The 25,881-nt window shown below is 67.8% G+C and carries 22 protein-coding genes, 1 tRNA gene and 1 riboswitch; of the genes, 14 read left to right on the forward strand and 9 right to left on the reverse strand.

Annotated elements, in window-relative coordinates; all coding sequences use genetic code 11:
- The first annotated feature begins 40 nt into the window (after positions 1–40).
- Complete coding sequence (locus tag OHB12_RS26745) at positions 41–355, forward strand: TadE family type IV pilus minor pilin (RefSeq protein ID WP_327111809.1); 315 nt, start codon at positions 41–43, stop codon at positions 353–355.
- Positions 352–891 carry an Rv3654c family TadE-like protein gene (locus OHB12_RS26750; RefSeq protein WP_327111810.1) on the forward strand — a complete coding sequence of 180 codons (540 nt, stop codon included), beginning with the start codon at positions 352–354 and terminating at the stop codon, positions 889–891. Before OHB12_RS26745 ends, OHB12_RS26750 begins: the two co-directional genes overlap by 4 nt.
- A 311-nt stretch (positions 892–1,202) precedes the next feature.
- On the opposite strand, the gene OHB12_RS26755 is transcribed toward OHB12_RS26750, so the two are convergent.
- On the reverse strand, positions 1,203–3,503 hold the full coding sequence (locus OHB12_RS26755; RefSeq protein WP_327111812.1) for a DEAD/DEAH box helicase: 2,301 nt from the start codon (positions 3,501–3,503) through the stop codon (positions 1,203–1,205).
- Positions 3,504–4,002: 499 nt separating this feature from the next.
- On the opposite strand from OHB12_RS26755, the gene OHB12_RS26760 reads away from it, so the two are divergent.
- From OHB12_RS26760 to OHB12_RS26780, 5 genes are all read left to right on the forward strand, one after another.
- Entirely contained in the window at positions 4,003–4,209 is a 207-nt protein-coding gene (locus OHB12_RS26760) for a cold-shock protein (protein WP_011206895.1), read from the forward strand.
- A gap of 322 nt (positions 4,210–4,531) precedes the next feature.
- A complete protein-coding gene (topA, locus tag OHB12_RS26765; protein WP_442799853.1) occupies positions 4,532–7,432 on the forward strand; it encodes a type I DNA topoisomerase in 2,901 nt (966 codons plus the stop codon).
- A gap of 37 nt (positions 7,433–7,469) precedes the next feature.
- Positions 7,470–7,976: a mycothiol transferase gene (locus OHB12_RS26770; protein WP_327111814.1), complete on the forward strand. Its 507-nt coding sequence runs from the start codon at positions 7,470–7,472 to the stop codon at positions 7,974–7,976.
- A 62-nt stretch (positions 7,977–8,038) separates the two neighbouring features.
- Positions 8,039–9,238, forward strand: a complete 1,200-nt coding sequence (locus tag OHB12_RS26775) for a DNA polymerase III subunit delta' (protein WP_327121506.1) — start codon at positions 8,039–8,041, stop codon at positions 9,236–9,238.
- A gap of 62 nt (positions 9,239–9,300) precedes the next feature.
- Positions 9,301–9,376 (forward strand) — tRNA-Thr (locus OHB12_RS26780).
- A 185-nt stretch (positions 9,377–9,561) separates the two neighbouring features.
- Here OHB12_RS26780 and OHB12_RS26785 read toward each other — a convergent pair.
- Both OHB12_RS26785 and OHB12_RS26790 read right to left on the reverse strand, forming a co-directional pair.
- Positions 9,562–9,984, reverse strand: a complete 423-nt coding sequence (locus OHB12_RS26785) for a PPOX class F420-dependent oxidoreductase (protein WP_327111816.1) — start codon at positions 9,982–9,984, stop codon at positions 9,562–9,564.
- Between the two features lie 436 nt (positions 9,985–10,420).
- Positions 10,421–11,473 (reverse strand): alpha/beta fold hydrolase, encoded by a 1,053-nt coding sequence (locus OHB12_RS26790; RefSeq protein ID WP_327111818.1) that lies wholly within the window; start codon positions 11,471–11,473, stop codon positions 10,421–10,423.
- Positions 11,474–11,892: 419 nt separating this feature from the next.
- Between OHB12_RS26790 and OHB12_RS26795 the strand changes: the two genes are divergently transcribed.
- The gene (locus tag OHB12_RS26795) at positions 11,893–12,351 is read left to right on the forward strand and encodes a DUF2752 domain-containing protein (protein WP_327111820.1); all 459 of its coding nucleotides are present in this window, start codon (positions 11,893–11,895) and stop codon (positions 12,349–12,351) included.
- Positions 12,352–12,525: 174 nt separating this feature from the next.
- On the forward strand, positions 12,526–12,714 hold the full coding sequence (locus OHB12_RS26800; RefSeq protein ID WP_327111822.1) for a hypothetical protein: 189 nt from the start codon (positions 12,526–12,528) through the stop codon (positions 12,712–12,714).
- On the opposite strand, the gene OHB12_RS26805 is transcribed toward OHB12_RS26800, so the two are convergent.
- Together OHB12_RS26805 and OHB12_RS26810 are read right to left on the reverse strand one after the other, a co-directional pair.
- Complete coding sequence (locus OHB12_RS26805; protein WP_327111824.1) at positions 12,715–14,061, reverse strand: M1 family metallopeptidase; 1,347 nt, start codon at positions 14,059–14,061, stop codon at positions 12,715–12,717.
- Positions 14,061–17,996 (reverse strand): Pls/PosA family non-ribosomal peptide synthetase, encoded by a 3,936-nt coding sequence (locus OHB12_RS26810; RefSeq protein WP_327111825.1) that lies wholly within the window; start codon positions 17,994–17,996, stop codon positions 14,061–14,063. Before OHB12_RS26810 ends, OHB12_RS26805 begins: the two co-directional genes overlap by 1 nt.
- Before the next feature lie 376 nt (positions 17,997–18,372).
- A riboswitch (SAM riboswitch) is annotated at positions 18,373–18,486 on the forward strand.
- Positions 18,487–18,533: 47 nt separating this feature from the next.
- On the opposite strand from OHB12_RS26810, the gene OHB12_RS26815 reads away from it, so the two are divergent.
- Both OHB12_RS26815 and OHB12_RS26820 read left to right on the forward strand, forming a co-directional pair.
- Complete coding sequence (locus tag OHB12_RS26815; protein WP_327111827.1) at positions 18,534–19,853, forward strand: aminotransferase class V-fold PLP-dependent enzyme; 1,320 nt, start codon at positions 18,534–18,536, stop codon at positions 19,851–19,853.
- Positions 19,854–19,929: 76 nt separating this feature from the next.
- Positions 19,930–20,529, forward strand: coding sequence for a Uma2 family endonuclease (locus OHB12_RS26820; RefSeq protein WP_327111829.1), 600 nt, complete (start codon positions 19,930–19,932; stop codon positions 20,527–20,529).
- A gap of 59 nt (positions 20,530–20,588) precedes the next feature.
- Here OHB12_RS26820 and OHB12_RS26825 read toward each other — a convergent pair whose 3' ends face one another.
- The 3 genes from OHB12_RS26825 to OHB12_RS26835 all read right to left on the reverse strand — a co-directional run bounded on the left by OHB12_RS26825 (position 20,589) and on the right by OHB12_RS26835 (position 22,069).
- On the reverse strand, positions 20,589–21,140 hold the full coding sequence (locus OHB12_RS26825; protein ID WP_442799854.1) for a flavin reductase family protein: 552 nt from the start codon (positions 21,138–21,140) through the stop codon (positions 20,589–20,591).
- 78 nt (positions 21,141–21,218) lie between these two features.
- Positions 21,219–21,695, reverse strand: a complete 477-nt coding sequence (locus tag OHB12_RS26830) for a YbaK/EbsC family protein (RefSeq protein ID WP_327111831.1) — start codon at positions 21,693–21,695, stop codon at positions 21,219–21,221.
- A 53-nt stretch (positions 21,696–21,748) separates the two neighbouring features.
- Positions 21,749–22,069, reverse strand: coding sequence for a 2-oxo-4-hydroxy-4-carboxy-5-ureidoimidazoline decarboxylase (locus OHB12_RS26835; RefSeq protein ID WP_327111833.1), 321 nt, complete (start codon positions 22,067–22,069; stop codon positions 21,749–21,751).
- 191 nt (positions 22,070–22,260) lie between these two features.
- Here OHB12_RS26835 and OHB12_RS26840 point away from each other — a divergent pair, with 191 nt between their 5' ends.
- Together OHB12_RS26840 and OHB12_RS26845 are read left to right on the forward strand one after the other, a co-directional pair.
- Positions 22,261–23,082: a crotonase/enoyl-CoA hydratase family protein gene (locus tag OHB12_RS26840; RefSeq protein ID WP_327111835.1), complete on the forward strand. Its 822-nt coding sequence runs from the start codon at positions 22,261–22,263 to the stop codon at positions 23,080–23,082.
- A 90-nt stretch (positions 23,083–23,172) separates the two neighbouring features.
- Positions 23,173–23,673, forward strand: coding sequence for a MarR family winged helix-turn-helix transcriptional regulator (locus OHB12_RS26845; RefSeq protein ID WP_327111837.1), 501 nt, complete (start codon positions 23,173–23,175; stop codon positions 23,671–23,673).
- Between the two features lie 48 nt (positions 23,674–23,721).
- On the opposite strand, the gene OHB12_RS26850 is transcribed toward OHB12_RS26845, so the two are convergent.
- Entirely contained in the window at positions 23,722–24,213 is a 492-nt protein-coding gene (locus tag OHB12_RS26850) for an inorganic diphosphatase (RefSeq protein ID WP_327111839.1), read from the reverse strand.
- A 259-nt stretch (positions 24,214–24,472) separates the two neighbouring features.
- On the opposite strand from OHB12_RS26850, the gene OHB12_RS26855 reads away from it, so the two are divergent.
- A complete protein-coding gene (locus tag OHB12_RS26855; RefSeq protein WP_327121510.1) occupies positions 24,473–25,879 on the forward strand; it encodes a D-alanyl-D-alanine carboxypeptidase/D-alanyl-D-alanine-endopeptidase in 1,407 nt (468 codons plus the stop codon).
- Positions 25,880–25,881 lie beyond the last annotated feature (2 nt).

Genomic DNA, 25,881 nt, shown 5'->3' on the forward strand with positions numbered 1-25,881 from the left:
TGGTCGCGGTGCACCGGGCCTCGCCGGCGACCATGGGGCAGTGACGATCGAGGCCGCGATCGCGCTCACCGCGGTCGTCGCGACGATCGTGTTGTGCCTCGGTGCCCTGCTTGCGGCGTCGACGCAGGTCCGCTGTGTCGACGCCGCTCGCGAGGCGGCCCGCCTGGCCGCCCGCGGTGATGACTCGAACGCCGTCCGCGCGGCAGCAAGTGTCGCCCCGCCAGATGCGGACATTACTGTCCGCGTTGAGGGCACTCGTGCTTCGGCTGTTGTCTCCTCTCGTACTCCGCTCTTGCCGCTGCTCACTTTCCGCGCCGAAGCGGTCGCCACCCTCGAGCCAGGGGCCGCCTCATGAACGCGGTATCCAGGGTGGTTCGTGCCGGGGCGAACCGGGGGACGGTGCTGCGCTCGGGCAGGGAACCCGAGTCGATGGTCAAACCGGTAATCGGTGCGGCAGTAGGGCTGCTCCGCTACACCCCGAGGTCGACGACGGTGTGGGTCAGCCGTGCACGACGTATGAGATCCGCGGTGGAAGTTCGTCATGGGTCCGCGGAGGAGGGCGTAGCGACCGTGTTCGCGTGCCTTGGGCTGGTGGCGCTGATCGGCGCGACGCTGCTGATCGGACAGATGGGGGTCGTCGTGGTGGCGCGACATCAGGCGCAGGCGGCAGCGGATCTTGCTTCGCTCGCCGCGGCAGGTGCATTGGCGCAGGGACTGGAGGCCGCGTGCGTCGAGGCAGAACTGGTGGCACGGCGGATGGGCTCGCGGCTCGAAGGCTGTGCGGCCGCGGAGTGGGACGTGACAGTCGCTGTCCAAAGAAATGTACCAATAGGTCTGTTTGGGGATCGGATAGTTTCCGCGGTCGCCCGCGCCGGTCCGGTTGAAGAGTGAGACGGTGCCGCCAACGCGCTAGTCGGTCGTTGTCGGAGCGGCTGAATCTGCAATTCCGCTGGCGGGATAAATGTGGACTAGCGAATTCTCCGCGCGGGGGCGGATAACCGGAACGAATGAATGCGCATGTTCGCAAATGGCCGCGTGGCAATAACGTAGTTAACATGAATTTATTCCTTTTTATTCAGAGAGGGGTGAAGTGACTCCATTCCACTCGGACGCACCTCGGTGATCCCGGAGATCTCCCGGGCGGACGGTCAACCGGTCACATGCTCGGCTCGACATCGTCATGAAATCGAGTGCGGCGGCTTTCACATGGCCGGCAGCTCGGCCAGCACAGCCGTGAGCAGCCGCGCCGCACCCGCCTTGTTCAGCGGATGATTCCCGTTACCGCACTTGGGTGATTGGACGCAGGACGGGCACCCGCCCGCGCATCCGCACGACTCGATGGCCGCGAGGGTCGCGGACAGCCAGTGCCGCAGTCGGGTGAACCCCCGCTCGGCAAAGCCCGCTCCTCCTGGCTGGCCGTCGTGGACGAAGACGGTGGGCAGCCCGGTGTCCGGGTGCTCGGCGGTGGAGACACCGCCGATATCCCAGCGGTCGCAGGTCGCCACCAAGGGCAACAGGCCGATTGCCGCGTGCTCGGCCGCGTGCAGGGCTCCGGGAACGTCCTGGGGTTCGATTCCGGCCTGCGCCAACAGCTCGGGCGTCACGGTGTACATGACCGCCCTGGTCGGCAGCGTTTGCGCGGGCAGGTCGAGTTCGACCAAGTCGAGCACCTCGCCGGTGACCAGCGTGCGCAGGTAGCCGACCACCTGGCTGGTGACCCGCACCTGGGCAAGTCCGGTCGTCACGTGACCGTGGCGGCGGTGTTCGGTCACGGTGTCGATGGCGATCGAAGTGACCTGCCGCGCGCTGGTGGTCCATCCCGGTTCGGACGCATGCACGAAGGCGACGCCGCCTTCGAGGTCCAGCTCGTCGACTTCATAGGTGTCGCCTTGGTGTAGGTGCACGGCACCTTGGTGCAGGCTCGCCGGCGCTCGGCCTGCGTCGGCGGTGCCGAGCAGCCTGCCGGTCTCGCCGTCCACGATGGCCACCGGATTCCCGATTCCGCCGCGGACGTCGACCGCGTCGTGCGGCTGTGCATCGGCGGTCACGTACCACCGCGCGCCTTCCCGCACCGCGCGCCGCTTGATCAGCCCTTTCTCGGCCAGATCGTGCAGCACCTCATGCGCGCCGAGTTCCGCGACCTCGGTGTCGCTGAGCGGCAGTTCAAGCGCGGCGCAGAGCAGTTGCGGCCCGAGCACATAGGGATTGTGCGGATCGGTGATGGTGGCCTCGACCGGCTTGTCCAGCAGCGCCTCCGGGTGGTGGACCAGGTAGGTGTCCAGCGGATCGTCCCTGGCCACCAGCAGGACCAGTGATCCATGGGTGCGCCGCCCGGCACGTCCGGCCTGCTGCCAGAAGGATGCGACGGTGCCGGGAAATCCGGAGATCACCACGGCGTCCAGCCCCGCGATATCGACCCCGAGTTCCAACGCGTTGGTGGTCGCCGCGCCGAGCAGGGACCCGTCCGACAGCGCCGCCTCCAGATCGCGTCGATCCTCCGCGAGATACCCCGCGCGATAGGACGCAACCCGCTCGGCCAGGGCTGGATCGACCTCGGCCAACCGCCTCTTCGCGTCCATCGCGGTCAGTTCGGCGGCCCGGCGCGAGCGCACGAACGCCAAGGTTCGTGCTCCTTCCGTCACCAAGTCCGCCAGGATCCGCGCCGTCTCCGCGGTGGCCGCCCGGCGTACGGGTGCGCCATTTTCGCCGGTCACCGTGGTGAGCAGGGGCGGCTCCCACAGTGCGATGGTCCGCGGCCCCTGCGGGGAGCCGTCCTCGGTGACCGCGGCACAGGGCGCCCCGATCAGCCGTGACGCGGCCGCCGCCGGTTCGGCGGTGGTCGCCGAGCACAGCACGAACACCGGATCGGCGCCGTACCGTGCCGCGATCCGCCGCAGCCTGCGCAGCACCAACGCCACGTGCGAGCCGAAAACCCCACGGTAGGCGTGGCATTCGTCGATGACCACATAGCGCAATCTGCGCAGGACACGGGCCCAGCGCTGGTGTGACCGCAGAATTCCCAGGTGGAGCATGTCCGGGTTGGTGAAAATCCACCGTGCGTTGGCGCGCACCCACTGCCGGATCTCGGCCGGGGTGTCGCCGTCGTAGGTGGCCGGATAGACGTCGCGCAGCGGACTCTCGTGGGTCAGCGCGCCGACGGCGCGCAGCTGATCGGCGCCCAACGCCTTGGTGGGCGCCAGATACAACGCGGTGGCCTTCGGATCCGCTTGCAGCGCGGTGAGCACCGGAAGCTGATAACCGAGCGACTTACCAGATGCGGTTCCGGTGCTGATGACCACGTGGTTTCCCTGGAACGCGAGATCCGCCGTCCTGATCTGATGAGTCCACGGTGTGTCGACGCCTATGTCGTGTAATGCCGCAACCACTTCCGGCGCCGCCCATGTCGGCCAGGTGGTGACATCGGCGGCCCGCGCGGAGAGTTCGACGACATGGGTCAGCCGGGGATCGTTATCCGGGACCCCGGTTAGGACACGATTCAGCAACGATGCGCCATAGCTGAGGCCGGTTCGAGGCTCCGAACGGACTGCAGACTCCGCCGGATTCACGAGGCAGGCTCCGCAACACGCTCAGATAGTGTGAAACGTGTGCGCTTGGGAAGCTCCACCTGCCATTTCGATACCAAATAGCGACCTGGGTCACAGCCTGATTGCCGAACGGTGACTCGGTTATCGAGGGGCAAACGAACCCCAAGTCCAGATTCCGCCATTGTGTCCCTTACCTGCGCATTCGCAAGATCAACTTTTTTGCAAATTGTCGCTAACTCGACTGTTGAATTGCCCGAAGACATGGTTCACTGGTTCCTGGTCGCAAGCTTCTGTGTTCGAGGGACGGATCCAAAGTCCAAACCGTCAGCAGGATCGATGTTGCGAACGGTGTGCTAGGTGCTTTCCTGCAGGGGGAACCAACAGTACAGCGGTCGGAACGGACCCGGTGGACGAACCCAGTTGTCCGCCGTTCCGGTAAGAAAAGAGAAGGAACAGAATGGCACAGGGAACTGTGAAGTGGTTCAACGCGGAGAAGGGGTTCGGCTTCATCGCGCCCGAGGACGGCTCCGCTGACGTCTTCGTCCACTACTCCGAGATCCAGGGTTCGGGCTTCCGCACCCTCGAGGAGAACCAGAAGGTCGAGTTCGAGGTAGGCCAGGGCACAAAGGGCCCACAGGCCACCGGAGTCCGCGCGCTCAGCTGAGCGACGAAAGGATCTATCGCTCGTCCCTCACCGCCGGTATCGGAGGTGAGGGACGAGCTATATCTGGGGTTGGACACGGCCGCGCGAACGGCGGAAGGCCCGCCGGAGCACGCCGCGGCGCAGGTGTAGCCAAAAGACAGGGCATACTGATCCGAACTGACGCGCGTACGCTCAGTGGTTCGAGTCGCAAGCACTCGACCGCACGCGGCGTCAAGGTATAAACGTGTCTGGTGGCAACGTCCAGCCGTCGCCGCCGCTTGCCCCAGCCGCGCACAGCGCAAAACAACGCAGCGCGGGTCGATTAGGAAAGGTGTATTCGCCGGTGGCAACACGAGACCGCGGTGCAGCCGACCAGGGCCGTCCCCTGCGTCGTCTCGTGATCGTCGAGTCCCCGACCAAGGCCCGCAAGATCGCGCCCTACCTCGGTCGTAACTACATGGTCGAGGCGTCGGTCGGTCATATCCGGGATCTGCCGCGTGGCGCGGCGGACGTTCCCGCCAAGTACAAAGGGCAGTCCTGGGCCCGCCTCGGCGTAGACGTGGACAACGACTTCGAGCCCATCTACATCGTGAGCCCGGACAAGAAGGCCAAGGTCACCGAGCTCAAGAGCCTGCTGAAGGACGCCGACGAACTCTATCTGGCCACCGACCCCGACCGCGAGGGCGAGGCCATCGCCTGGCACCTGCTTGAGACGCTCAAGCCCAAGGTGCCGGTCCGGCGAATGGTGTTCCATGAGATCACCGAGCCCGCTATCCAGGCCGCCGCCGCGGACACCCGCGAACTCGACAGCGACCTGGTCGACGCCCAGGAGACCCGGCGCATCCTGGACCGGCTCTACGGCTACGAGGTCAGCCCGGTGCTGTGGAAGAAGGTCATGCCCCGGCTGTCGGCAGGCCGCGTGCAGTCGGTCGCCACCCGGGTGATCGTGCGACGTGAGCGCGAGCGGATGGCGTTCCGCTCGGCCGAGTACTGGGACATTGCCGCCAAGCTGGACGCGGGCACCGGCGAGGAAGCCGACGCCGCCAACCCGAGGACCTTCGGCGCACGACTGGTCGTGGTCGATGGCGCGAGGGTCGCATCCGGCCGGGATTTCGGCTCGGACGGACAACTCAAGGCCACCAACGGCGTCATCGTGCTGGACGAGGGCTACGCCCGGCGTCTCGCCGAGGGGCTGGACGGCGCCGACCTGGTGGTCTCCTCCGCGGAGGCCAAGCCGTACACCCGCAAGCCGTACCCGCCGTTCATGACCTCGACGCTGCAGCAGGAGGCGGGGCGCAAGCTGCGCTTCACGTCCGAGCGGACCATGCGGGTGGCGCAGCGGCTGTACGAGAACGGCTACATCACCTACATGCGTACCGACTCGACCACGCTGTCGGAGTCAGCGATCGCCGCGGCTCGCTCACAGGCGACGCAGCTGTACGGCGCCGAGTACGTGCACCCCACTGCGCGGCAGTACAACCGCAAGGTGAAGAACGCGCAGGAGGCGCACGAGGCGATCCGGCCCGCAGGCGATACGTTTGCTACGCCTGGACAGCTGCACTCGCGGCTGGACAACGACGAGTTCCGGCTCTACGAACTCATCTGGCAACGCACTGTCGCCTCGCAGATGGCCGACGCCAGGGGCACCACTCTGACTCTGCGCATCACCGGCGTCGCGGGCACCGGCGAGGAATGCGTGTTCTCCGCCTCCGGCCGCACCATCACCTTCCCCGGCTTCCTGAAGGCCTACGTGGAGAGTGTGGACGAGGAGGCGGGCGGTCAGTCCGACGACGCCGAATCCCGCTTGCCCGCGCTGGAGGAGGGGCAGGGCGTCACCGCGGTCGAGCTGAATCCTGATGGGCACAGCACGAATCCGCCCGCGCGCTACACCGAGGCGTCGCTGATCAAGACGCTCGAAGAGCTCGGCATCGGCCGTCCGTCGACGTATTCGTCGATCATCAAGACGATCCTGGACCGCGGGTATGTGTACAAGCGAGGCAGCGCGCTGGTGCCGTCCTGGGTCGCGTTCGCCGTGATCGGCCTGCTGGAAGAACATTTCGGTCGACTGGTCGATTTCGATTTCACCGCGGCCATGGAGGACGATCTCGACGCCATCGCGGGCGGACGCGAGCAGCGCGGAAACTGGTTGTCCAGCTTCTACTTCGGTGGCGATCACGGCGTCGAGGGTTCGGTCGCGCGGTCGGGCGGGCTGAAGAAGATGGTCGGCGAGCGGCTCGACGACATCGATGCACGGGAAATCAACTCCATCAAGCTGTTCGGTGATTCCGAGGGACGCGACGTCGTCGTCCGCGTGGGTAAGTACGGGCCGTACTTGGAGCGATTGATCGCCAATTCCGATGACCCCGAAGGGGGTTCGGTTTCGCAGCGCGCCAACCTGCCCGACGACCTTCCGCCGGACGAGCTGACGCCCGAGGTGGCCGAGAAGCTGTTCGCGACGCCGCAGGAAGGACGTTCGCTCGGTATCGATCCCGAGTCGGGGCACGAGATCGTTGCCAAAGAAGGGCGTTTCGGTCCGTATGTTACCGAGATCCTGCCCGCGGACAGCCAGGCGCCCGCCAAGAAGACCGCGAAGAAGGCCACCGCGCCGAAGCCGCGCACCGGTTCCCTGTTCAAGTCGATGGACCTGGCGACCATCACGCTCGACGATGCGCTCCAGCTGCTGTCGCTGCCGCGCGTGGTCGGCGCCGACCCGGCCACCGGTGAGGAGATCACCGCGCAAAACGGGCGGTACGGGCCGTATTTGAAGAAGGGCACCGACTCGCGATCGCTGAACACCGAGGATCAGATCTTCACCGTGTCGCTGGAAGAGGCGCTGAAGATCTACTCGGAGCCCAAACGGCGCGGGCGGCAGGCCGCCACCGCGGCCCCGCTGCGTGAGCTGGGGGACGACTCGGCCACCGGCAAGCCGATGGTGATCAAGGACGGCCGTTTCGGTCCGTATGTCACCGACGGTGAGACCAACGCGACGCTGCGGAAGGGCGACGAGATCGAGTCGATCACCCCGGAGCGGGCGATGGAGCTGCTCGCTGATCGGCGGGCGCGGGGACCGGTGAAGAAGGCGGCGAAGAAGACCGCGGCGAAGAAGACCGCGGCGAAGAAGACCCCGGCCAAGACAGCTGCCAAGAAGGCCGCCGCCAAGAAGGCGACGACCACCAAGACGGTGGCCAAGAAGACCCCGGCGCAGAAGGCGACGGCGAAGAGGACCGGCATCGGAAAGTCGTGAATTCGCGCAGCGGGGTATCGGCCGTAGCCTGAGCGCCATGAGTACCGAACAGGAACGCGAGGATCTCGTGGCGATGCTCGCCGACCAGCGCGAACTTTTCCGGATCACCTTGCGCGGCATCGATGACGAGCTGGCTAGTCGGCGGACCACGACGAGCGAGCTGACCCTAGGTGGTCTGCTGCATCATCTGATCAGCTGCGAACGGCACTGGACCGCGGTGATCGTGGAGCGTGACGAGCATGCGGAACTCGATCTCGCAGAATTCGAGGGCGAGTACGTGATGGCGGCCGACGAGACCGTCGCTGGGCTGCTGGCTACCTGGGACGAGGTCGCCGCGGCTACGGCGGAGTTGATTCGTTCGGTGAAAAGCCTCGACACCTCTATCCCCACACCGACCACGCCGTGGACGCCGGACCGAATCTGGCAGTCGGTGCGCTACACAGTGCTGCACATCCTGCGGGAGATCGCGCACCATTCCGGGCACGCCGATTTCATTCGTGAGGCGCTCGACGGCGCGAGCACCACGCATCAGCGCGCCTCTTAGCTCGCGCATTCGGGACCGATGTCCGGGCAGTTGTGTCGGTGCGGGCGGCTATGGTGTACGACGTGGCGGGTGTCTTCGATCGGTTGGTCGGCCAGAATGCGGTCGAGTCCGAGCTGACGGCCGCTGCGATCGCGGCTCGCGGGGGCGTGGTAGCAGGGGCGATGACCCATTCATGGCTGTTCACGGGACCGCCGGGATCGGGCAGATCCGTTGCGGCGCTGTGCTTCGCGGCCGCATTGCAATGCACCGACCCGGAGACCCCTGGATGCGGCAGGTGTCACGCCTGCACGACGACGATGGCGGGCACGCACGGCGACGTTCGTCGAGTGGTGCCCGAGGGGCTGAGTATCAGCACCAAGGAGATGCGCGAGATCGTGCAGGTCGCCTCGCGCAGGCCCAGCACGGGGCGCTGGCAGGTGGTCGTCATCGAGGACGGCGACCGGTTGACCGAGGCCGCGGGCAACGTGCTGTTGAAAGTGGTCGAGGAGCCGCCGAACCGGACAGTGTTCCTGCTGTGCGCACCGTCGGTGGATCCCGAGGACATTTCGGTGACGCTGCGTTCTCGATGCAGGCATGTGCACCTGGTGACGCCGTCGGTACCCGCCATCGCGCGGGTGCTTCAGGAACGCGACAAGCTGGACGAGGAGACCGCGACCTGGGCCGCATCCATCAGCGGCGGGCACGTCGGTCGCGCCCGACGACTCGCCACCGACGAGGAGGCGCGAGCCCGACGTCAACGCGCGTTGGCCCTGGTCGCCGCGGTCGGCAAGCCCGGCGCGGCTTACGCCGCCGCCGATGAGTTGGTGCGTGCGGCCGACGACGAGGCCAAGCAGATGAGCGCCACCCGCGACGAACGCGAACGCGAGGAACTCGCGACCGCGCTGGGCGCGGGTGGCACCGGCAAGGGTGCGGCCGGTGCCACCCGCGGGTCCGCCGGCGTACTCAAAGACCTGGAACGGCGGCAGAAATCCCGCGCCACCCGCACCGGACGCGATGCCCTCGACCGTGCCCTGATCGACGTGGCGGGCGTCTACCGCGACGCGCTGGCCGTCCGGTTCGGCGCCGCGGGCAACGGTTCCGGCGTCGCCCTCACCCACCCGGACCTGTCCGATCAGATCCACGACCTCGCCGCGCGGGTGCGCCCCGAGGGTTTGCTCAGCTCCATCGAGGCCGTCCTCGCTTGCCGCGAAGCCCTCGATCTAAACGTCAAACCCCGCTTCGCCCTCGCCGCCATGGCCGCCGCCCTGATCGCGGCCCAATGACCGTGACCACCCGTTTTCGCGATCCGGGCCGGAGACGATAGACTCGCGTGGCCGAGAGGCACGCCGCCTTAGCTCAGTCGGTAGAGCGCTTCACTCGTAATGAAAAGGTCGGGGGTTCGATTCCCCCAGGCGGCTCCACGGATAAAGCCCCAGTAAACCCGTTGAGTGAGACACGCCTGCGCGATATCGCGAGGATCTTCGTCGAATGCCACTCGTTGCGGTTCGGTCGCGCCACACAAAACCGGCAAACTTGGCAAGTTGCCTGCCTGTCTGCGAGTTCGCGTTGGAGCTCGGTGCGGGGGTCGATTCCTGTCGATCGGTTGTCAAGACGTCCATGGGCCGATGCCGCCGACCTTTTCGATTCGAATGCGGGTGAGCAGGCCGGGTGGAGCGTTTTCGGGTGGGAAATCGACGTTCGGGCTGGCCAGGGTCTTGGCCAGTTCGGTGAGGAGTTCGGGGGCGCCGCCCTCGACGATGCGAGCGGTCCCGGTGATCGACAGGTAGGGCCGCATCACTTCGCCACGTTCGGGGGAGAGGATCGTCACCGCGACGCGGGGGTCGCGGCGGATGTTGCGGGTCTTCTTGTACTCGGCGAGGTGAGCGGAAACCAGTTCGTCGCCGTCCGGCATTGATTGCAGGGCCACCCAGACGACGGACACCTGAGGGCTCCCGTCGGGGTTGATCGTGACCAGCGTTGCGTCGGCACCGGAACCGATGAGGGCCCGAGCGGAATCGTCGAGTTTCATGTGTTGTTCTACCGCTTGACCGACGCTTTCATTCCCTGCGCACCAGCGCTGACCGGCATCGAATGCGGCTTTCGGTGTATCGCCTCCACATCGACCGACGCGAGTTGGCCTGTTGCGGTGCAACGCCTGAAGGGTCGACCAGCTCGGCCCGTCACCACGCGGTCGCGACAGGGCCCCATGTCCACCTCGGCGGTCAGCCGCGCCCGCCCGCGCCCGCCACGCCGGATTTCGTCGCAATGCAACAGCACGCACCTGGCCGCCTCTGCGGTCCCGCAGCACGGCTGGTCCGTATCCGATTCGGGCGCAGCTTTGTGCTCACCGCCCACGATGGACTAGCGACGATTGTCGGGCCGACTCGTCGAGATGCGCTGCGGACAGTATGGGTGTTGTTTCTGGGCCGAGCGTCGTTGCCCGGCCCAGGAGAACGTTTTCGAGGTCAGCCCGCGGCGGCGGAGCGTACGTGGGCGCGTTCGGCGATGCTCGCCAATTCCTTGTTGAAGCGGTCGGCGGCCTCGATGTTGCCCAGGTGGCCGGTGGGCCACACGTGGTACGCGGCCAGATGGCCGGTGTCGGCGAGGACGTCGGCGATGCGGCGCGACATCCGCTCGGGCAACAGGCGATCGTGCGCGCCCGCGATCACCGTGGTGGGCACGGTGAGGTGCCCGGCGGCGCCGGTGAGGTCCATGTCGGCGAGCGCGGCGGCATGCCTGCCTCGGGTGAGTGGGCGACAGGACCGCACGATGCCGAGCGCGAAGACCACCTCGTCCACGGTCGCGTTCTTGGACATCACGCGCGCCTTGAGCAGTGCGGCCACGGGCCATCCGCCGGGTACTGGCACCGGGGCGGTGAGGAGGGTCTCGACGATGATGTTCGGCATCCGTACGCTGGCGCCGAGCACCGTGACCGGCCGGTTCGCCAGGGTCAGCGGCTTGTTCAGCAGCGGGAGCACATCGGTGTCGTAGCGGATGTTACCCGGGGAGGTGTTCAGTAGAACGACCGCGGAGGCCCGCTGGCGCACCTGCTCGGGATAGCGATCGGCCCACGCCTGCAAGGTGATTCCGCCCATGCTGTGGCCCGCGAGCACCGCACGCTGTCCGGGACGGAGCGTGGCGTCCAGGACGGAAGACAGGTCGTCGGCCAGCGTTTCCTTGCCGGGCAGGACTGCGCCGAGCTCGCTCTCGCCGTGGCCGCGCTGGTCGTAGCAGACCACGCGATACCGCTCGGCGAAGGCGTTGATCTGGGGGTTCCAGTACTCGATGCTGCAGCTCCAGCCATGGATCAGGACGATGACGTCGCCGTCCGCAGGGCCGTAGGCGTGCACTCGAAGGTGGGTGCCGTCCTTGGTGGTGACCGGGATGACCGCACAGGGAGCGGTGGGGGGATTCAGAGACGCGGTTCGGTAGGTGCGAGATCGCAGTCCCGCACGGTAAGTGGCGGTCAGCGCGCCATTACGCGCGTCCGCCAGCGTCCTCATCGACTTCACCAGCATCGAGCACTCCTTTGTGTCCACCGCCACAGTACAACGCAAGCAAAGTGCTTGCTACTGCAAGCACGCCATGACGGAATTCCTGGCTTATGTCGTGGAGTACCCCGAATTCCGTCCGGCCAAAGCTTTCACCGGAAAGAAAACATCGGACGTGAGGGAGTTGGTCCGAGCTGACGGGCAAGAGCTACCGCTATGCCGATCCGGGCCGCCGCCCCTAGGACGATTCGGACGGGCCCCGGATTCGCGCGGTCCGGCACCGTGCTGCGGTTGCGCAGCCGGGGTAGCCGGCGGTGGGCGGCCCCGAGCGAAATCGGTGCGTGGGCGCGGCTTTCGGCCACCAGCCCGTGCGCGTGGAGCGCCGGAGCCGCGAACCGCTCCTGCGCTGTAGCGGCACGGACTGGACCGCGGTTACGGTTGATCCTGTGGATATCGCGCAGACTGCCCCCGGGCCCGCGGCGGACTCGGCGACGCAGCCGAGGTCCGGTTGGCGCGGGGTGGCGGTTCCGCTGCTGGTGGCGAGCGTCGGCGTGGGTGCTGGCGTACTGCTGCACCTGCGGGATCCGCACGTCGAAGGCTCGTACGGCACCTGCCCGGTCTATGCGCTGACCGGTTGGTACTGCCCCGGCTGTGGCGGCATGCGCGCCGTGCACAACCTCACCGATGGGCAGGTGTTGGATGCGCTGCACAGCAACCTGCTGGCGATTCCGCTGATCCTCGCGTTCGTGCTGTGGGTGGGGGACTGGACCATCCGGGCCTGGCGCGGTCAGCGGATGCGGCTGCCCTCGATCAGCCGCGTCACGATGTGGACATTCTTCGCACTGCTGGCGGTCTACACCGTGCTGCGCAATACACCGTGGGGGACCCTGTTCACACCGGTCTAGGTGTAGGCGTGAATTCGCGACTCTTCCAGATCTTTTCGCTGGCGCTGCTCGGCCGCCGTGATCCCGATCGCCCGGCAGGTGTTCCGCCGGTCCGAGCGCGCCGACCCGACCACCGCTGACCAATTCGTCGAGGCCAGGGCGATTCCCCTGGCGTGGACCGGGCAAGCTGCAATTATGAGCGATTCACTGAAGGACCGGGTGCGGGCGAAGTTGCTGCGCCAGCTCGAAGAGGACGGCCCCCCGGACATGGAGCACGACGACCCGCGGCAGATCTCCGTCGAAACCGATCTCGACGCGCTGGCGAACGTCGCCGACGACGACCCGCTTGTCGAAGAACTCGCCGGGCGCTACCTGGTGTTCTGATCAGGCCGTCGACATTCCGCCGTATGGCGGAAGCTGGGGCAGTGGTTCGGCGAGCAGCCAGGTGTCCCAGAGCGGGCGCAGCGGTACCAGGCTGTAGTGCCCGGCCAGGTCGGTGAACTCCTCCGTGGTCACCGAGGAGTGGCGGTAGCGGATCGTCCATTCTCGCAGCAGTTCGAAGAACGTCGTGCCGCCGAGTTCGAGGCGCAGCGCGTGCAGGGTCAGTGCGCCACGCTTATACACCCGGTCGTCGAACATCCGCTGCGGCCCTGGGTCGCCGACCACGATGTCCTGCGGCTCACGGGACAGGTTGTGTCGCGCGGCGCGCGCCATCTGGTCTGCGGTCGGCCCACCTGCCTCCTCCGACCAGATCCACTCCGCGTAACAGGCGAAGCCTTCGTGCAGCCAGATGTCGCGCCACTGCCGGATGGTGAGGCTGTTGCCGAACCACTGGTGCGCCAGCTCGTGCGCGACCAGCCGCTCGGCGCCGCGGCGGCCGTCGCAGTGGTTGGCGCCGAAGATGGAGATGCCCTGCGCCTCGATCGGGATCTCCAGCTCGTCGTCGGTGACCACCACCGTGTACCCCTCGAACGGATAGGGGCCGAACTTGTTGGTGAAGACCTCCAGCATCCGCGGCTGACGGGCGAAGTCGTGCTCGAAGTTGGCGCGCAGCCGAGCCGGGACGACGGCCTGCATCGGTACCGTGCCGGGCCAGGAGCCGACGCGATGCTTTCGATAGGGGCCGATCTGGATGGTCGCCAGGTAGCTCGACATCGGCTCGGATTGCTCGTACACCCAGGTGGTCTGGCTGGCCTTGGTCTGCTTGCGCAGCAGTGTGCCGTTGGCAAGCGCGTAGTACGGCGAGTCCGTGGTGATCGAAATCCGGTAGCTCGCTTTGGAACTCGGGTGGTCGTCACAAGGAAACCAGGACGCGGCGCCGTTGGGCTGGCTCGCCACGAGCGCGCCCTCGGTGAGTTCCTCCCAGCCGACCTCCCCCCACGGCCCGCGGACCGGTTTCGGGGTGCCGCCGTATTGCACCACCAGCGACAGCACACCGCCCACCGGAATCCGCTCCGGTGGCGTGATCACCAATTTGCCGTGCTGGTGGGTGAATTTCACGGCCTTGGTTCCGTTGACGAGCACCTTCGAGACGGTGAGTGCCTGGGAAAGGTCGAGCGCGAACCGCGGGCGCACCGCGGTGGTCACCGCGATGATCGTGGCGCGGCCGGTCAGCCGGTTGCTGGACACCTTGTAGACCAGCTCGAGTTCGTACCGCGATACCCGATAGCCCCGATTGCCGTTCTGCGGTAGGTACTCGTCGATGGGGGCCTCGTAGAACTTGCCCGGCATCAGCGGGCTCCGGGGTCGCCCGTGAACCAGGGCGTGATCGGGTTGCCCCACCAGCGCGTCGAGGCAGGCACCGTGTCGCCGCGCATGACCAGGGAGGCCGGACCGATGGTCGCGCCGTCGCCGAGGGCGGACGCGGGCAGCGCGACGCAGTGCGGACCGAGGGTGGCGCCCGCGCCGAGGGAGACGGTGTCCATGGCCATGATTCGATCGTGGAACAGGTGGGTCTGCACCACGCAGCCCCGTTCCACGGTCGCGCCGTCGCCGAGAGTCACCAGGTCCGCCTCAGGTAGCCAGTAGGACTCGCACCATACCCCGCGGCCGATCGTCGCGCCGAGGCCGCGAAGCCAGAGGTTCAGTACGGGAGTCCCGGTCGCGGCGCGTGCGAACCACGGAGCGGCAACCGTTTCCACGAAGGTGTCGGAGACCTCGTTGCGCCATACGAAGGAACTCCACAGCGGATGCTCCTCGGCGCGAATCCGCCCGACCAGCAACCACTTGGCGATCACCGCGCTCGCCCCCGCGCTCGCCCCCGCGCCGAGCAGCACGAGTCCGCTCAGCAGCCCGGCGGCCAAGTGGCCGAAGGTCTCCGCGAGCCATGCGAGGGTGAACAGCACGCCGAGGCCGATGGCGAAGGTCACCAGGACCGGGATCAAGCGGCAGGTTTCGACGATGCCACGTGCGACGCGCAAGCGCGCAGGCGGGTCGAAGGTGCGCGCGGTGTCGGTGCTCTCCGCCGCGCGCCGGAGCCGGACCGGTGGGCTGCCCAACCAGGACGAGCCGGCCTTGGACTTGGACGGTGCGGCCGACAGCACCGCGACCAGGCCGTTCTTCGGGATGCGGCGGCCCGGTGCCGTCATGCCGGAGTTGCCGAGGAACGCGCGCTTGCCAACCTTGGCCTCGCCGATGCGCAGCCAGCCGCCACCGAGTTCGTAGCCGGCGATCATGGTGTCGTCGGCGAGGAATGCGCCGTCGGCGACGGTGGTGAACTTCGGCAGCAGCAGCACCGTGGATATCTCGACGCTCTTGCCGATCTTCGCGCCGAGCAGGCGCAGCCACAGCGGCGTGAGCAGGCTCGCGTACAGCGGGAACAGGAAGGTGCGCGCGGAATCCAGCAGGCGCTCGGTGGCCCATGCCTGCCAGCCGACCCGGCTGCGCACCGGGTGGTAGCCCTCGGTCAGGCCGATACCGAGCAGGCGGACGGCGATGATGGTCGCCGCCGCGTACACGCCGAGGCTGAGCAGGGTCGCGACCGGCAGGATCGCGAAGGCGCGGCCCAAACCGCCCGTCAACGTGCGGGTGTCGCGGATGAACCAGGCGATGAACGCGCCGCCCGCGCCGAGGCCGAGGATCGGCACAGCGGCGAGCACGACCGACGTGACGCCGAAAATGCCGACCCAATGCCGGGCCCGGCCCGGCGTGTGTTGCGGCCAGCGGTGCTGGGCCTTGCCGATTTTCACGGCAGGCGAGCCCGCCCACTCCTGCTCGGCCTTCACCTTGCCCGACACCGCGGAGCCGGGCGCGATCTCAGCGTTCTTGCCGATCTTGGTGCCGGGCAACAGGATCGAGCGAGAACCGACGACCGCGCCGGGACCGATGGTGATCGGTCCGAGATGTACCACGTCGCCGTCGATCCAGTACCCGGACAGGTCGACCTCCGGTTCCACGCTGCACCCGTCGCCGAGTTCGAGCATGCCGGTGACCGGAGGAAGTGTGTGCAGGTCGACGCCCTTGCCGATGCTCGCGCCGAGCGCACGCGCGAACGGCACCATCCACGGCGCGCCGGAGAGGTTCTCGGCGCCGCTGGCCTCCGACAGCCGGACCGCCGCCCACAGGCGCAGGTGCACCGAGCCGCCGCGCGGATAGCGGCCAGGTCGAACGTCGCGCAGCAGCAGTCTGGCGCCGGCCACACAGATCGCCATGCGGCCGGGCGGGGAGATGAACAGCAGAAACGCGGCCAGCGTCCACCACCAGGACAGCTGCGGCAACCACGGCAGCGAGCCGGACCAGCCCGCGATATTGCCGACGATCGCGAGCCAGGTGAGCCACTGCAGGCCGGTCAGGGTGGTCAGCGGGATGGTGGCGAGTACCTGCGCCGCCTGGGCGGGCAGCGGCGTCGGGCGCACCACCCGCTCCGCGACGGCGACCGCGGGCGTGGTCTGTTCGAGCAGTTCCACCAGCGCGCCGAGGCGGGGATGGTCGTAGAGGTCGGCGACGGCGATCTGCGGATACCGCTCGCGAAGGGCGGTGACCAGCTGCGCCGCCGCGAGTGAGCCGCCGCCCAGGTCGAAGAAGTCGGCGTCGAGGTCGCTGACCTGTGCGCCGAGAATCGCATGCCACAGTTCGGCCACCCACTGCGCGGTGCCGGTGAGGTCGTTGTCGTCATCGTCGTCGGCGGAGTTGGGCAGCGGCCAAGGTAGCGCGTCGCGGTCTACCTTGCCTGAGGTGCGGGTGGGTAGCTCGTCGACCACCGCCAGTCTGGGGACCAGCGGGGCCGGAAGTTGTTCGGTGAGAGCGGCTCTCGCGGCTTTGGCATCGAAGTCCTGCGTCGGGCCGGTCAGGTAGCCGACCAGGACCCGGTTGCCTGCTTCGGTGGCTCGGATCGCGGCGGCGGCACCCGTGACACCGGGAAGATGCTGGAGCGCGTTGTCGATCTCACCGAGCTCGATGCGGCGGCCGCCGAGCTTGATCTGATCGTCGGCGCGGCCGAGGAAGACCAACCCGGTGCTGTCGTTGCGGACCAGGTCGCCGCTGCGGTAGGCGCGGTCCCAGCCGACCGAGGGCAGCGGAGCGTACTTCTCCGCGTCTTTGGCCGGGTTGAGGTAGCGCGCGAGGCCGACGCCCCCGATGACCAGTTCGCCGGATTCGCCCTCTGCCACGGGGTTTCCCGCCTGGTCCACCACAACGAGATCCCAGCCGTCGAGTGGTAGCCCGATCCGGATCGGCCATCGGCCGTTCAGCAGCGCGGCGCAGGCGACGACTGTCGTCTCGGTGGGGCCGTAGGTATTCCACACTTCGCGATTCGAATCACCGTTTCCGGCAAGACGTTCGGCGAGTTCCGGCGGCACGGCCTCGCCACCGAAGATCAGCAGGCGTACCGCCTCCAACGCCTCGACCGGCCAGGTCGCCGCCAGGGTCGGCACGGTCGAGACGATGCTGATCTCGCGCCGCACCAGCCAGGGACCGAGGTCAGCGCCGGTGCGCACCAGATCGCGCGGGGCGGGGACTAGGCAGGCGCCGTTATGCCAGGCCAGCCACATTTCCTCGCAGGACGCGTCGAAGGCCACCGAGAGGCCCGCGAGGACCCGATCACCGGGACCGATCGGGGCGTCGCGCAGGAACAGCCCGGCTTCGGCGTCGACGAAGGCGGCGGCGTTGCGGTGGGTGACGGCAACGCCTTTCGGCGTTCCGGTGGAGCCGGAGGTGAAGATGATCCAGGCGTCGTCGTCGGGGGTGGGCAGCGTGGACCAGTTGTCGTCGCGCGCGTCCCGCTCGGCCGCGCGGATGCCTGCGGCCGTGGTCTCGATTCCTTCGGCGGTCACGATTGCGGTGACCTGGGCTTCGCCGAAGACCAGCTGGGCGCGTTCGTCGGGGTCGTCGGCGTCGACCGGCACGTAGGCGGCGCCGGCGTATAAGACGGCGAGGATGGTGACGTAGAGCCGGCGTGTGCCCGACGGCAGACGTACACCGACCCGGTCGCCGGGTCGCACGCCCGCCGTGGCGAGCCTGGCCATGGTCTTCTCGATCTCGACCACCAGCTCCAGGTAGGAGAGCACTACCTGGCCGTCATCGATGGCGGGGGCGTCGGGGTGGGCGAGTGCGGTGGCCGTCAGGATGTCGACGAGTGTGCGGGCCTGGGAGGCATGGCCGCCTCGCAGCAGCGGGCTTGTCGTCGCGTCAACCTGGGGCTGGAGCATGGTGCTCTGCGCACCTCCCATCGAACTGGCCTCGCACTTCCGGTAGTTGTGTCATAGTTGGGTTACCAAAGGGCAAACGCCACGCTGGCCAATCGTCCACGGTACCCGGGTTGTTGTCGTTCGTTGTTCACCGAACCGGTCCGCGGGACCGGGCGATGCTGTGCCCGCTGTTTCAGATTTCGTTGAATTTCGCGGTTCGTGGCACGTCAACACCTGGTCACGGTGTGCGCGTGGGGTTCGCCAGGTGATCGCTGACCGTCGGTCAACGATCTCACCCCAGCGCCAACCTGATCCCCCGTCCACTTGTGTCGTGGTCGCCCCGCGAGCGGCGCCGGTCTCGCACGTTCCGGCGGAACCAGGTTGACAGTTCCGGTTTGTGTCTGCCAATCTCGGTTCAGGTCATGAGTGCCAGCGTCAAGCCCCGGCTTGCTGGTCGGCAACCCTCCTCCGCGGTGGGGTGCTCCGGGTGACGACACGGCCGCCGCCCGACCGGGCGCGGCAAGCGCGGACTCGACGAATCATTCGATCGCGGGTCCCCGAACCGACGGGATTTACGTGATGACCACTGCTGTCGACACTACCTGTGCCGCGCTCGCCCGGGTCTCCGGCGACGACCTTCGAGTGCCGCTTGTGCAGGGTGGGACGACCACCTACGCCAACTTCGACTACGCGGCGAGCGCGCCCGCATTGGCACAGGTCATCGACCGGGTACAGCAGCTGCTGCCGTTCTATGCCAGCGTGCACCGCGGCGCGGGTTACGCCTCCCGGATCTCCACCGAGTGCTATGAGGCCGCGCGCGGCTCGGTCACCCGGTTTCTCGATGCCGCCGACGACCAGGTGGTGGTGTTCACCCGCAACACCACCGACTCGCTGAACCTGTTGGCCTCCTGTGTGCCCGGCGAGACGGTGGTGCTCGACATCGAGCACCACGCCAACTTCCTGCCGTGGGCCAGGAACGGCCGCCGCGTCGTAGCGGCCGCCGACACCGTCGAGGAGACGATCGGCACGCTGGTCGCCGAGCTGTGTAGCAGACCGGCCGCGTTGCTCGCGGTGACTGGCGCGTCGAACGTGACCGGTGAGGTGCTTCCGTTGGAGCGGCTGGCCACCATCGCGCACCAGTGCGGCGCCCGGATTCTGGTGGACGCCGCGCAACTGGCCCCACACCGGCGAATCAGCTTGCGCGACACGGGTATCGACTATCTGGCCTTCTCCGGGCACAAGCTGTACGCGCCGTTCGGCGCGGGCGTGCTTGTCGGGCGCCGCGACTGGCTGGACGCGGCCCAGCCGTATTTGGCGGGCGGCGGGGCGGTGCGGGAGGTGAGCACCACCGGGGCCGAGTGGGCCCCGGCTCCACAGCGGCACGAGGCCGGGTCGCCGAATGTGCTCGGCGCCGCCGCGCTGGCCGCCGCCTGTGACACGCTCTGTGCGATCGACGCCGAAACTCTTGCCGCCCATGAACACCGGCTCGCCGACCGCCTGCGCGAAGGCCTGGCCGCTATTCCCGGTGTGCGCTTGCTCCGCATCTGGACCGACAGCCCCGACACCGTCGGCATCGTTGCCTTCACACTGGACGGTTTCGTCCCCGGCCACGTCGCCGCCTATCTCTCCGCCGAACACGGCATCGGCGTCCGAGACGGCCGTTTCTGCGCTCACCCGCTGCTCACCCGTCTCGGTCTGGACGGCGCGCTCCGGGCCAGCATCGGCCTCGGCACCACCTCCGCCGACGTGGAACGTCTCGTCGAGTCCGTCGCCACTCTCGTCCGCACCGGCCCCGCCTGGGATTACGCCGCCACCAACGGTCTGTGGAACCCCACCCCCGAAACCCGCCCGTTCACCTCGGACGCCCCCACCGGCGCGGCGCCCTGCCTCATCGGCTGAAGGCTGCGGTTCCCCGATCCGAACGGGGCCGCCGGATACTATCGGCGTATCCGGTACCCGACCTCGAGGTGGACCTATGAGCACGCTGCCTGCCTGGGCCACCGACCCCGGTGCCCTTCTCATCACCGAGGAGGGCTACGCGGCGCTTCCGGAGGACGTCCAGCGCCAGATCGAGGTGGTCGACGGTCACGTGATCTTCTGCCGCAGTGGAACATTCCAACACAACAACGTGGCTCGGCGGCTGGCGAACGCCTTGGAACAGGCGGGCCCGGACCAGCCGTGCACCGGTGTCGTGACGGATTTCGAGATGCACTACGTCCGGAGCCGCCCGGCGAGCCCCGGTTTCTCGTTTCGCCGACCGGATGTGGCGCTGCACCGGTGCATCGATGACGACCGGAAGTTGACTACAGCGGACGTGCTTCTGGTGGCCGAGGTCGTCTCGCCGGGATCCGAGTACACCGACACCGTGGACAAGTGCGCGGAGTACGCGAACGAAGGAATCCCGATCTACCTGATCGTGCACCTGGCCGCCGATCGGAAGGTGAAGATCATTCAGGAGTACCGCCTGGATTGGGCCAGTCGCAGTTACCGACTGGCCGGAACACATCAGGATGTTCTCCGTCTGACCGACCCGTTCCCGCTCGACCTCGACTTCGCAGCGCTGGACGGTGGCTGAGCAGCACACGCACTGATCCGGAATCGGTCGCGCAAGTCCGACCGTGGGTCGCGGGCAGTTCAGTCGCCCAGTGATGACGGACGGTAATAGCGCCCGTTGTAGTAGAGGAGCGGGGCGGCGGCGGGTTTCTCGTCGGTGTTGTCGTGGACCCGGGTGACCAGGCCCACAACGAATGTGTGGTCGCCGATCGGAATGAGTTGCCGCACGGCGGTGCGCAGCCAGATCGGGGTGCCGTGCAGGACCGGTTCGCCGGTGTCGAGGGTGGTCCACAGGGAGCGATCGGTGAAGCGTTCCTCGGCGGTCCTGGAGAAGCGGTGGGCCAGATGTTGCTGGTGTTCGCCGAGGAAGTGGATGACGACGGACTCGGCTTCCAGCAGTGCGGACAGGCTGGAGGACGTGTGCGCGATATTGAAGGAGACCAGCGGGGGTTCCAGCGACAGCGAGGCGAACGAGGTCGCGGTGAAGCCGACCGGCCCCTTCGGTGCGGACAGGGTGACCACGGTGACGCCCGCTGGATAGTGGCGCATGGAGGCGCGGTATTGCTCGGCGGTGATGCCGCTCAGATCATCGAGGATCTGGAACTCTGTGTCGGGCGGTGGCGCTTCGGTCACATGACGAAACTACGCCCGAGTCTCCCCGGCGGGTGGTCGACCGCATGGTGGTCCGGTGTGCGGGCCACTGGTCGCGATTCAATCGACGTCGATCGGAAGGCCCGCGGTGATCCGCACCAACTCGGGGAACGACGTGCGGAAAATGGTGTTCGGGTGCCCGCCCGCGGCCCAGACTTCGCGGTGCCGGGACAGTGCGCTGTCGACCCAGGTAGGCAGGTTGGTCGGATGACCGACCGGCGCGACACCGCCGATCGGCTGTCCGGTGACCTCACGCACCAGGTCGGCGGGCGCGCGAGTCAGCGTTCCCTCCAGTCGCGTACCGGTGTTCGCCAGATCGACCTGGTGCGCGCCCGAGACCAGCAGTAGCACCGGATCGTCGTCGAGCAGGAACACGAGCGATTTCGTGATGGCACCCACCTCGACGCCGAGCGCTCGCGCGGCGTCCGCGGCGGTATGCGTCGGCGCCGGCTGGGTGACGATGAGGCCGTGATGCCCACGGGCGATGAGGGTGTCCGCGACCCGGCTCGCGACCGGCGGCAATGACGACCTGCGCATGCCACCAGGGTAGAGCGATTGCGGGCGGTACGCCGGGCGAGTGGGAATGTCGATCAGTACTCCGGGTAGCCCTCGATCGGACCGAGCATTCCCGCGATCCGCTCGTGGGTGACCCGCGCGAGTTCGGACAGGCTGTGCTCCGAGACCTGTTCGTGCACAACCGCTTCGAAGGCGCGATCGATATCCTGCTGGGACAGCGCGAGCAGTTCGACATCCGCCTTGGTCAGCAGCGCGTCCCGGTCCGCATAGGGGCGTGCTTCGGTCAGCTTCGCCGCCCACGTGACATTGCTGCAGCACTCGTACAGCGCGTGAACCGCGCTGCCGCGTGACAAGTCGTTGAACCGGTCGAGGCCGATTCCCTGATGCATCAGCATGGGCGCCTCCGAACCCGATGACTGTGATTCGCCGACTCGACCATGATCCGTCTTCCCACGAACCGGGCCCCAGTGTGTCGCTGCGAATTTGCACAGGATTTACACGCTCCGAGGTTTCCCGGCGAGTCCCACGCGACGGACGTTCCGCTAGCCGGGAGACGGGCCCTCGGACGTCTCGATACGCTGTACGAATGACAGATTGGCAGGCTTTCAGCGTCGAAACGGAGGACCACGTCGCACAGGTGACGCTCATCGGTCCCGGTAAGGGCAACGCGATGGGCCCGGATTTCTGGCGTGAGCTGCCGGAGATCTTCCAGGCGCTGGACGCCGACCCCGAGGTCCGCGCCATTGTGCTGACGGGTTCGGGTAAGCACTTCTCCTACGGGCTCGACTTGGTCGCGATGAGCGGCACGTTCGGACCGCTGATGACGGACCGGGCCCTGGCCGCGCCGCGCACCGACTTCCTGCACGAGCTGCGCAAGATGCAGGCGTCGGTCACCGCGGTGGCGGACTGTCGCAAGCCGGTGATCGCCGCGGTGTCCGGCTGGTGCATCGGTGGCGGGCTGGACCTGATCGCGGCCGCCGACATCCGCTACGCGAGTGCGGACGCCAGCTTCAGCCTGCGGGAGGCCAAGGTCGCGATCGTCGCGGACATCGGGTCGCTGCACCGGCTGCCCGGCATCATCGGCGAGGGGCACCTGCGCGAGCTCGCCTACACCGCCAAGGACATCGATGCCGCGCGCGCGGAGAAGATCGGACTGGTCAACGACGTTTTCCCGGACCAGGAAGCGGTGCTGGACGCGGCGCACGCCACGGCGCGCGAGATTGCCGCGAATCCGCCACTGGTGGTGCAGGGCGCCAAGGACGTGCTGGATCAGCGGCGCAAGGACGAGGTCGCCGCGGGCCTGCGCTACGTCTCGGCCTGGAACGCCGCGTTCCTGCCCTCCGAGGACCTCGCCGAGGCGGTCAAGGCCGTGTTCGAGAAGCGCGCGCCCGAATTCAAGGGTGTGTAAAGCCATCTCCAACGCTTGCCCCTGTCCGGATATCGCTCGATACTTGTATCGCGCAACTAATTGATTTGATACAAGTAAAGGTGAGATCGCGTGGACGCTGCGGACGACCGGTCGATCGATACGATCGCTGCTCAACTGACCCGGCTGCAGCGCATTCGGGACCGCACGGCGACACAGATCGGCGCGCTGACCAAGGACGGGCTCGACCCTGCCGCGTTCGCGGCCCTGTTCCGGCTGCTGTGCGATGGGCCGATGCGCTCGGGGGCGCTGGCCGCCGCGCTGTACTCCGACGCGTCGACGATCAGCCGCCAGGTGGCCCAGCTGGTCGAGCGGCAGTTGGTCGCGCGGCTGGCCGATCCGGCCGACGGCCGCGCCACCGTGCTTGCCGTGACCGAGCGCGGCCGCGCGGTCGCCGAGCAGATCCGTCGCCGCCGCAACGAGAACCTCACCAAGGTGATGGGGTCCTGGACGCCGGAGTCCAGGACCGTGTTCGCCGATCTGCTGCGACAGTTCGTCGACGATTTCGAGCGCGCGAAGCCCAGCATGCTGGCCGACATACGTCGTCACTGGGACGAGAACAGAAACGACTGAGCGGGGAGCCCTGACGTGCCGGGCTCTCCGCCCATATCGTTCGAACGGTCAGTGCCCGCCGTTGTCTTTCAGCCGTTGAATCGACGCCTCGACCTCGGCCTCGGCCTCGGCGCGGCCCACCCACTCCGAGCCCTTGACGAACTTGCCCGGCTCGAGATCCTTGTAGCGCTCGAAGAAGTGCTTGATCGCGGCCAGCTCGAACTCCGGCACGTCCTTCAGATCCTGGATATGGTCCCAGCGGGGGTCGCCCGCGGGCACGCACAGAACCTTGTCGTCACCGCCCGCCTCGTCGGTCATCTTGTACATCGCGACCGGACGGGCCTCGACGATCACTCCGGGGAACACCGAGTCGGGCAGCAGGACCAGCGCGTCCAGCGGGTCACCGTCCTCGCCCAGGGTGTTCTCGATGTAGCCGTAGTCGGCGGGGTAGACCATGGACGTGTACAGGAATCGGTCGAGCCGGACCCGTCCGGTCTCGTGATCGACCTCGTACTTGTTCCGGGAACCCTTGGGGATCTCGATCGTGACGTCGAACTCCACGCCATCTCCTTCGGTGCGTCTGTGCCGAGTCCGACGACTCGGCTCCTCTTCGGCGGCTGTCGACCCGGCGACCCGGCCGCTGTGGAGTGTGCCGACTCGCCAGGTTGTTCGGGGGAACGGTTGCGCAACGAGGATAGTGTGATCGGCGGGGATATGGGTGCGGCAGGCGGCTGTCGCGGAATTCAGTCAGGAGAGCGTCGGCGACGTGTCTGGTCGGAACAAGAACGTCGGTGGGCTGGCCGCCCGGCGGCGACGGAACATGTGGATCGGGGTCGCGACCCTGCTGGCGGTGCTGCTCGGCGGCGGCGTAGGAGCGCTGCTCGCGCTGAAGCCGTGGACCGACGAGTTCCGCCACGGCGGGCTGACCATCGCGGCGCCACCCGCGCCGGTCAAGTCGTTTCCGCAGGTCAGCCCGGCTCGCTCGAACGTGCCCGCACCGAGCCCCGCGGGAATCGCGGCCGAGCTCACGCCGGTGATCGGCAATCCGGACCTCGGTGCGTTCGCGGGCCAGGTGACCGATGCCGACAGCGCGACCGTGGTGTGGAGCGGTGACGCGAGCAAGCCGATGATCCCCTCGTCCACCGCCAAGATCCTGACCACCGCGGCCGCGCTGCTCACCTTGCCCGCCGAGCACCGGGTCACCACCCGGGTGGTCGCCGGTTCGGCGCCGAACGAGCTTGTGCTGGTCGGCAGCGGCGATCCGACGCTCACCGCGGAGCCGGACGGGAAGGGCTACTACCCGAACGGCCCGCGACTGTCCGACCTGGTGGCACAGGTCAAGTCCGCAGGTCGCTCGGTGGACACGATCCTCGTCGACACCTCCGCCTACGCGGGCCCGACCATGGCGCAGGGATGGGACCCGCTCGACATCGGCGGGGGGTCCATCGCTCCGATGGAGCCGGTGATGATCGACGGCGGTCGCCTGCAACCGCTCGTGGAGTACTCGCCGCGCACCGCGACGCCCGCGCTGGACGCCGGGCGGCGGCTGGCCATCGAGCTGGGGCTCGATCCGGCCCGGGTTCGGGTGGGGACCGTGCCCGCGGGCGCCGTCGAGATCGCAAGTGTGCGATCGGCTCCGCTGCGCGATCGGCTGCGCGACACGATGGTCCACTCCGACAATGTGCTCGCCGAGGCGATCGGACGGGAGATCGCCACGGCGACCGGCCGCGAGGCCTCCTTCGGCGGCGCGGTCGCGGCGGTGAACGCAGCGCTGAGCGAGGCCGGTTTCGATCTGACCGGCCTGAGCATGCACGACAACAGCGGGCTGTCGGTCGACGATCGGATTCCCGCGCGGTTGCTGGACCGGATCATCGCGACCGCGGCCAAGCAGAACGGTGCCACCGCGGTGCAGCCGACCGGCACCAAGGCCAGGCCCGAGAACGACCGTCTGGCGGCCACCTTGGCCCCGCTGCTCGACGACCTGCCGGTCGCGGGCGCCACCGGGTCGCTGACCAGCCGCTATGTCGCTCGGGACCGCAATGGTGCGGGCTGGGTGCGCGCCAAGACCGGAACTCTGTCGGTGTCCAGCGCGTTGGTCGGGTATGTGCTGGACGCCGACGGGCGGGTGCTCACCTTCGCTCTGATGTCGAACGACCGACCGCCGGAGGTGAGCAGGCCCGCGTTGGACGCGATCGTAGGCACGCTGCGTAACTGTGGATGCTCGTGACG

This window comes from Nocardia sp. NBC_01730 (assembly GCF_035920445.1).
Lineage (GTDB): Bacteria > Actinomycetota > Actinomycetes > Mycobacteriales > Mycobacteriaceae > Nocardia.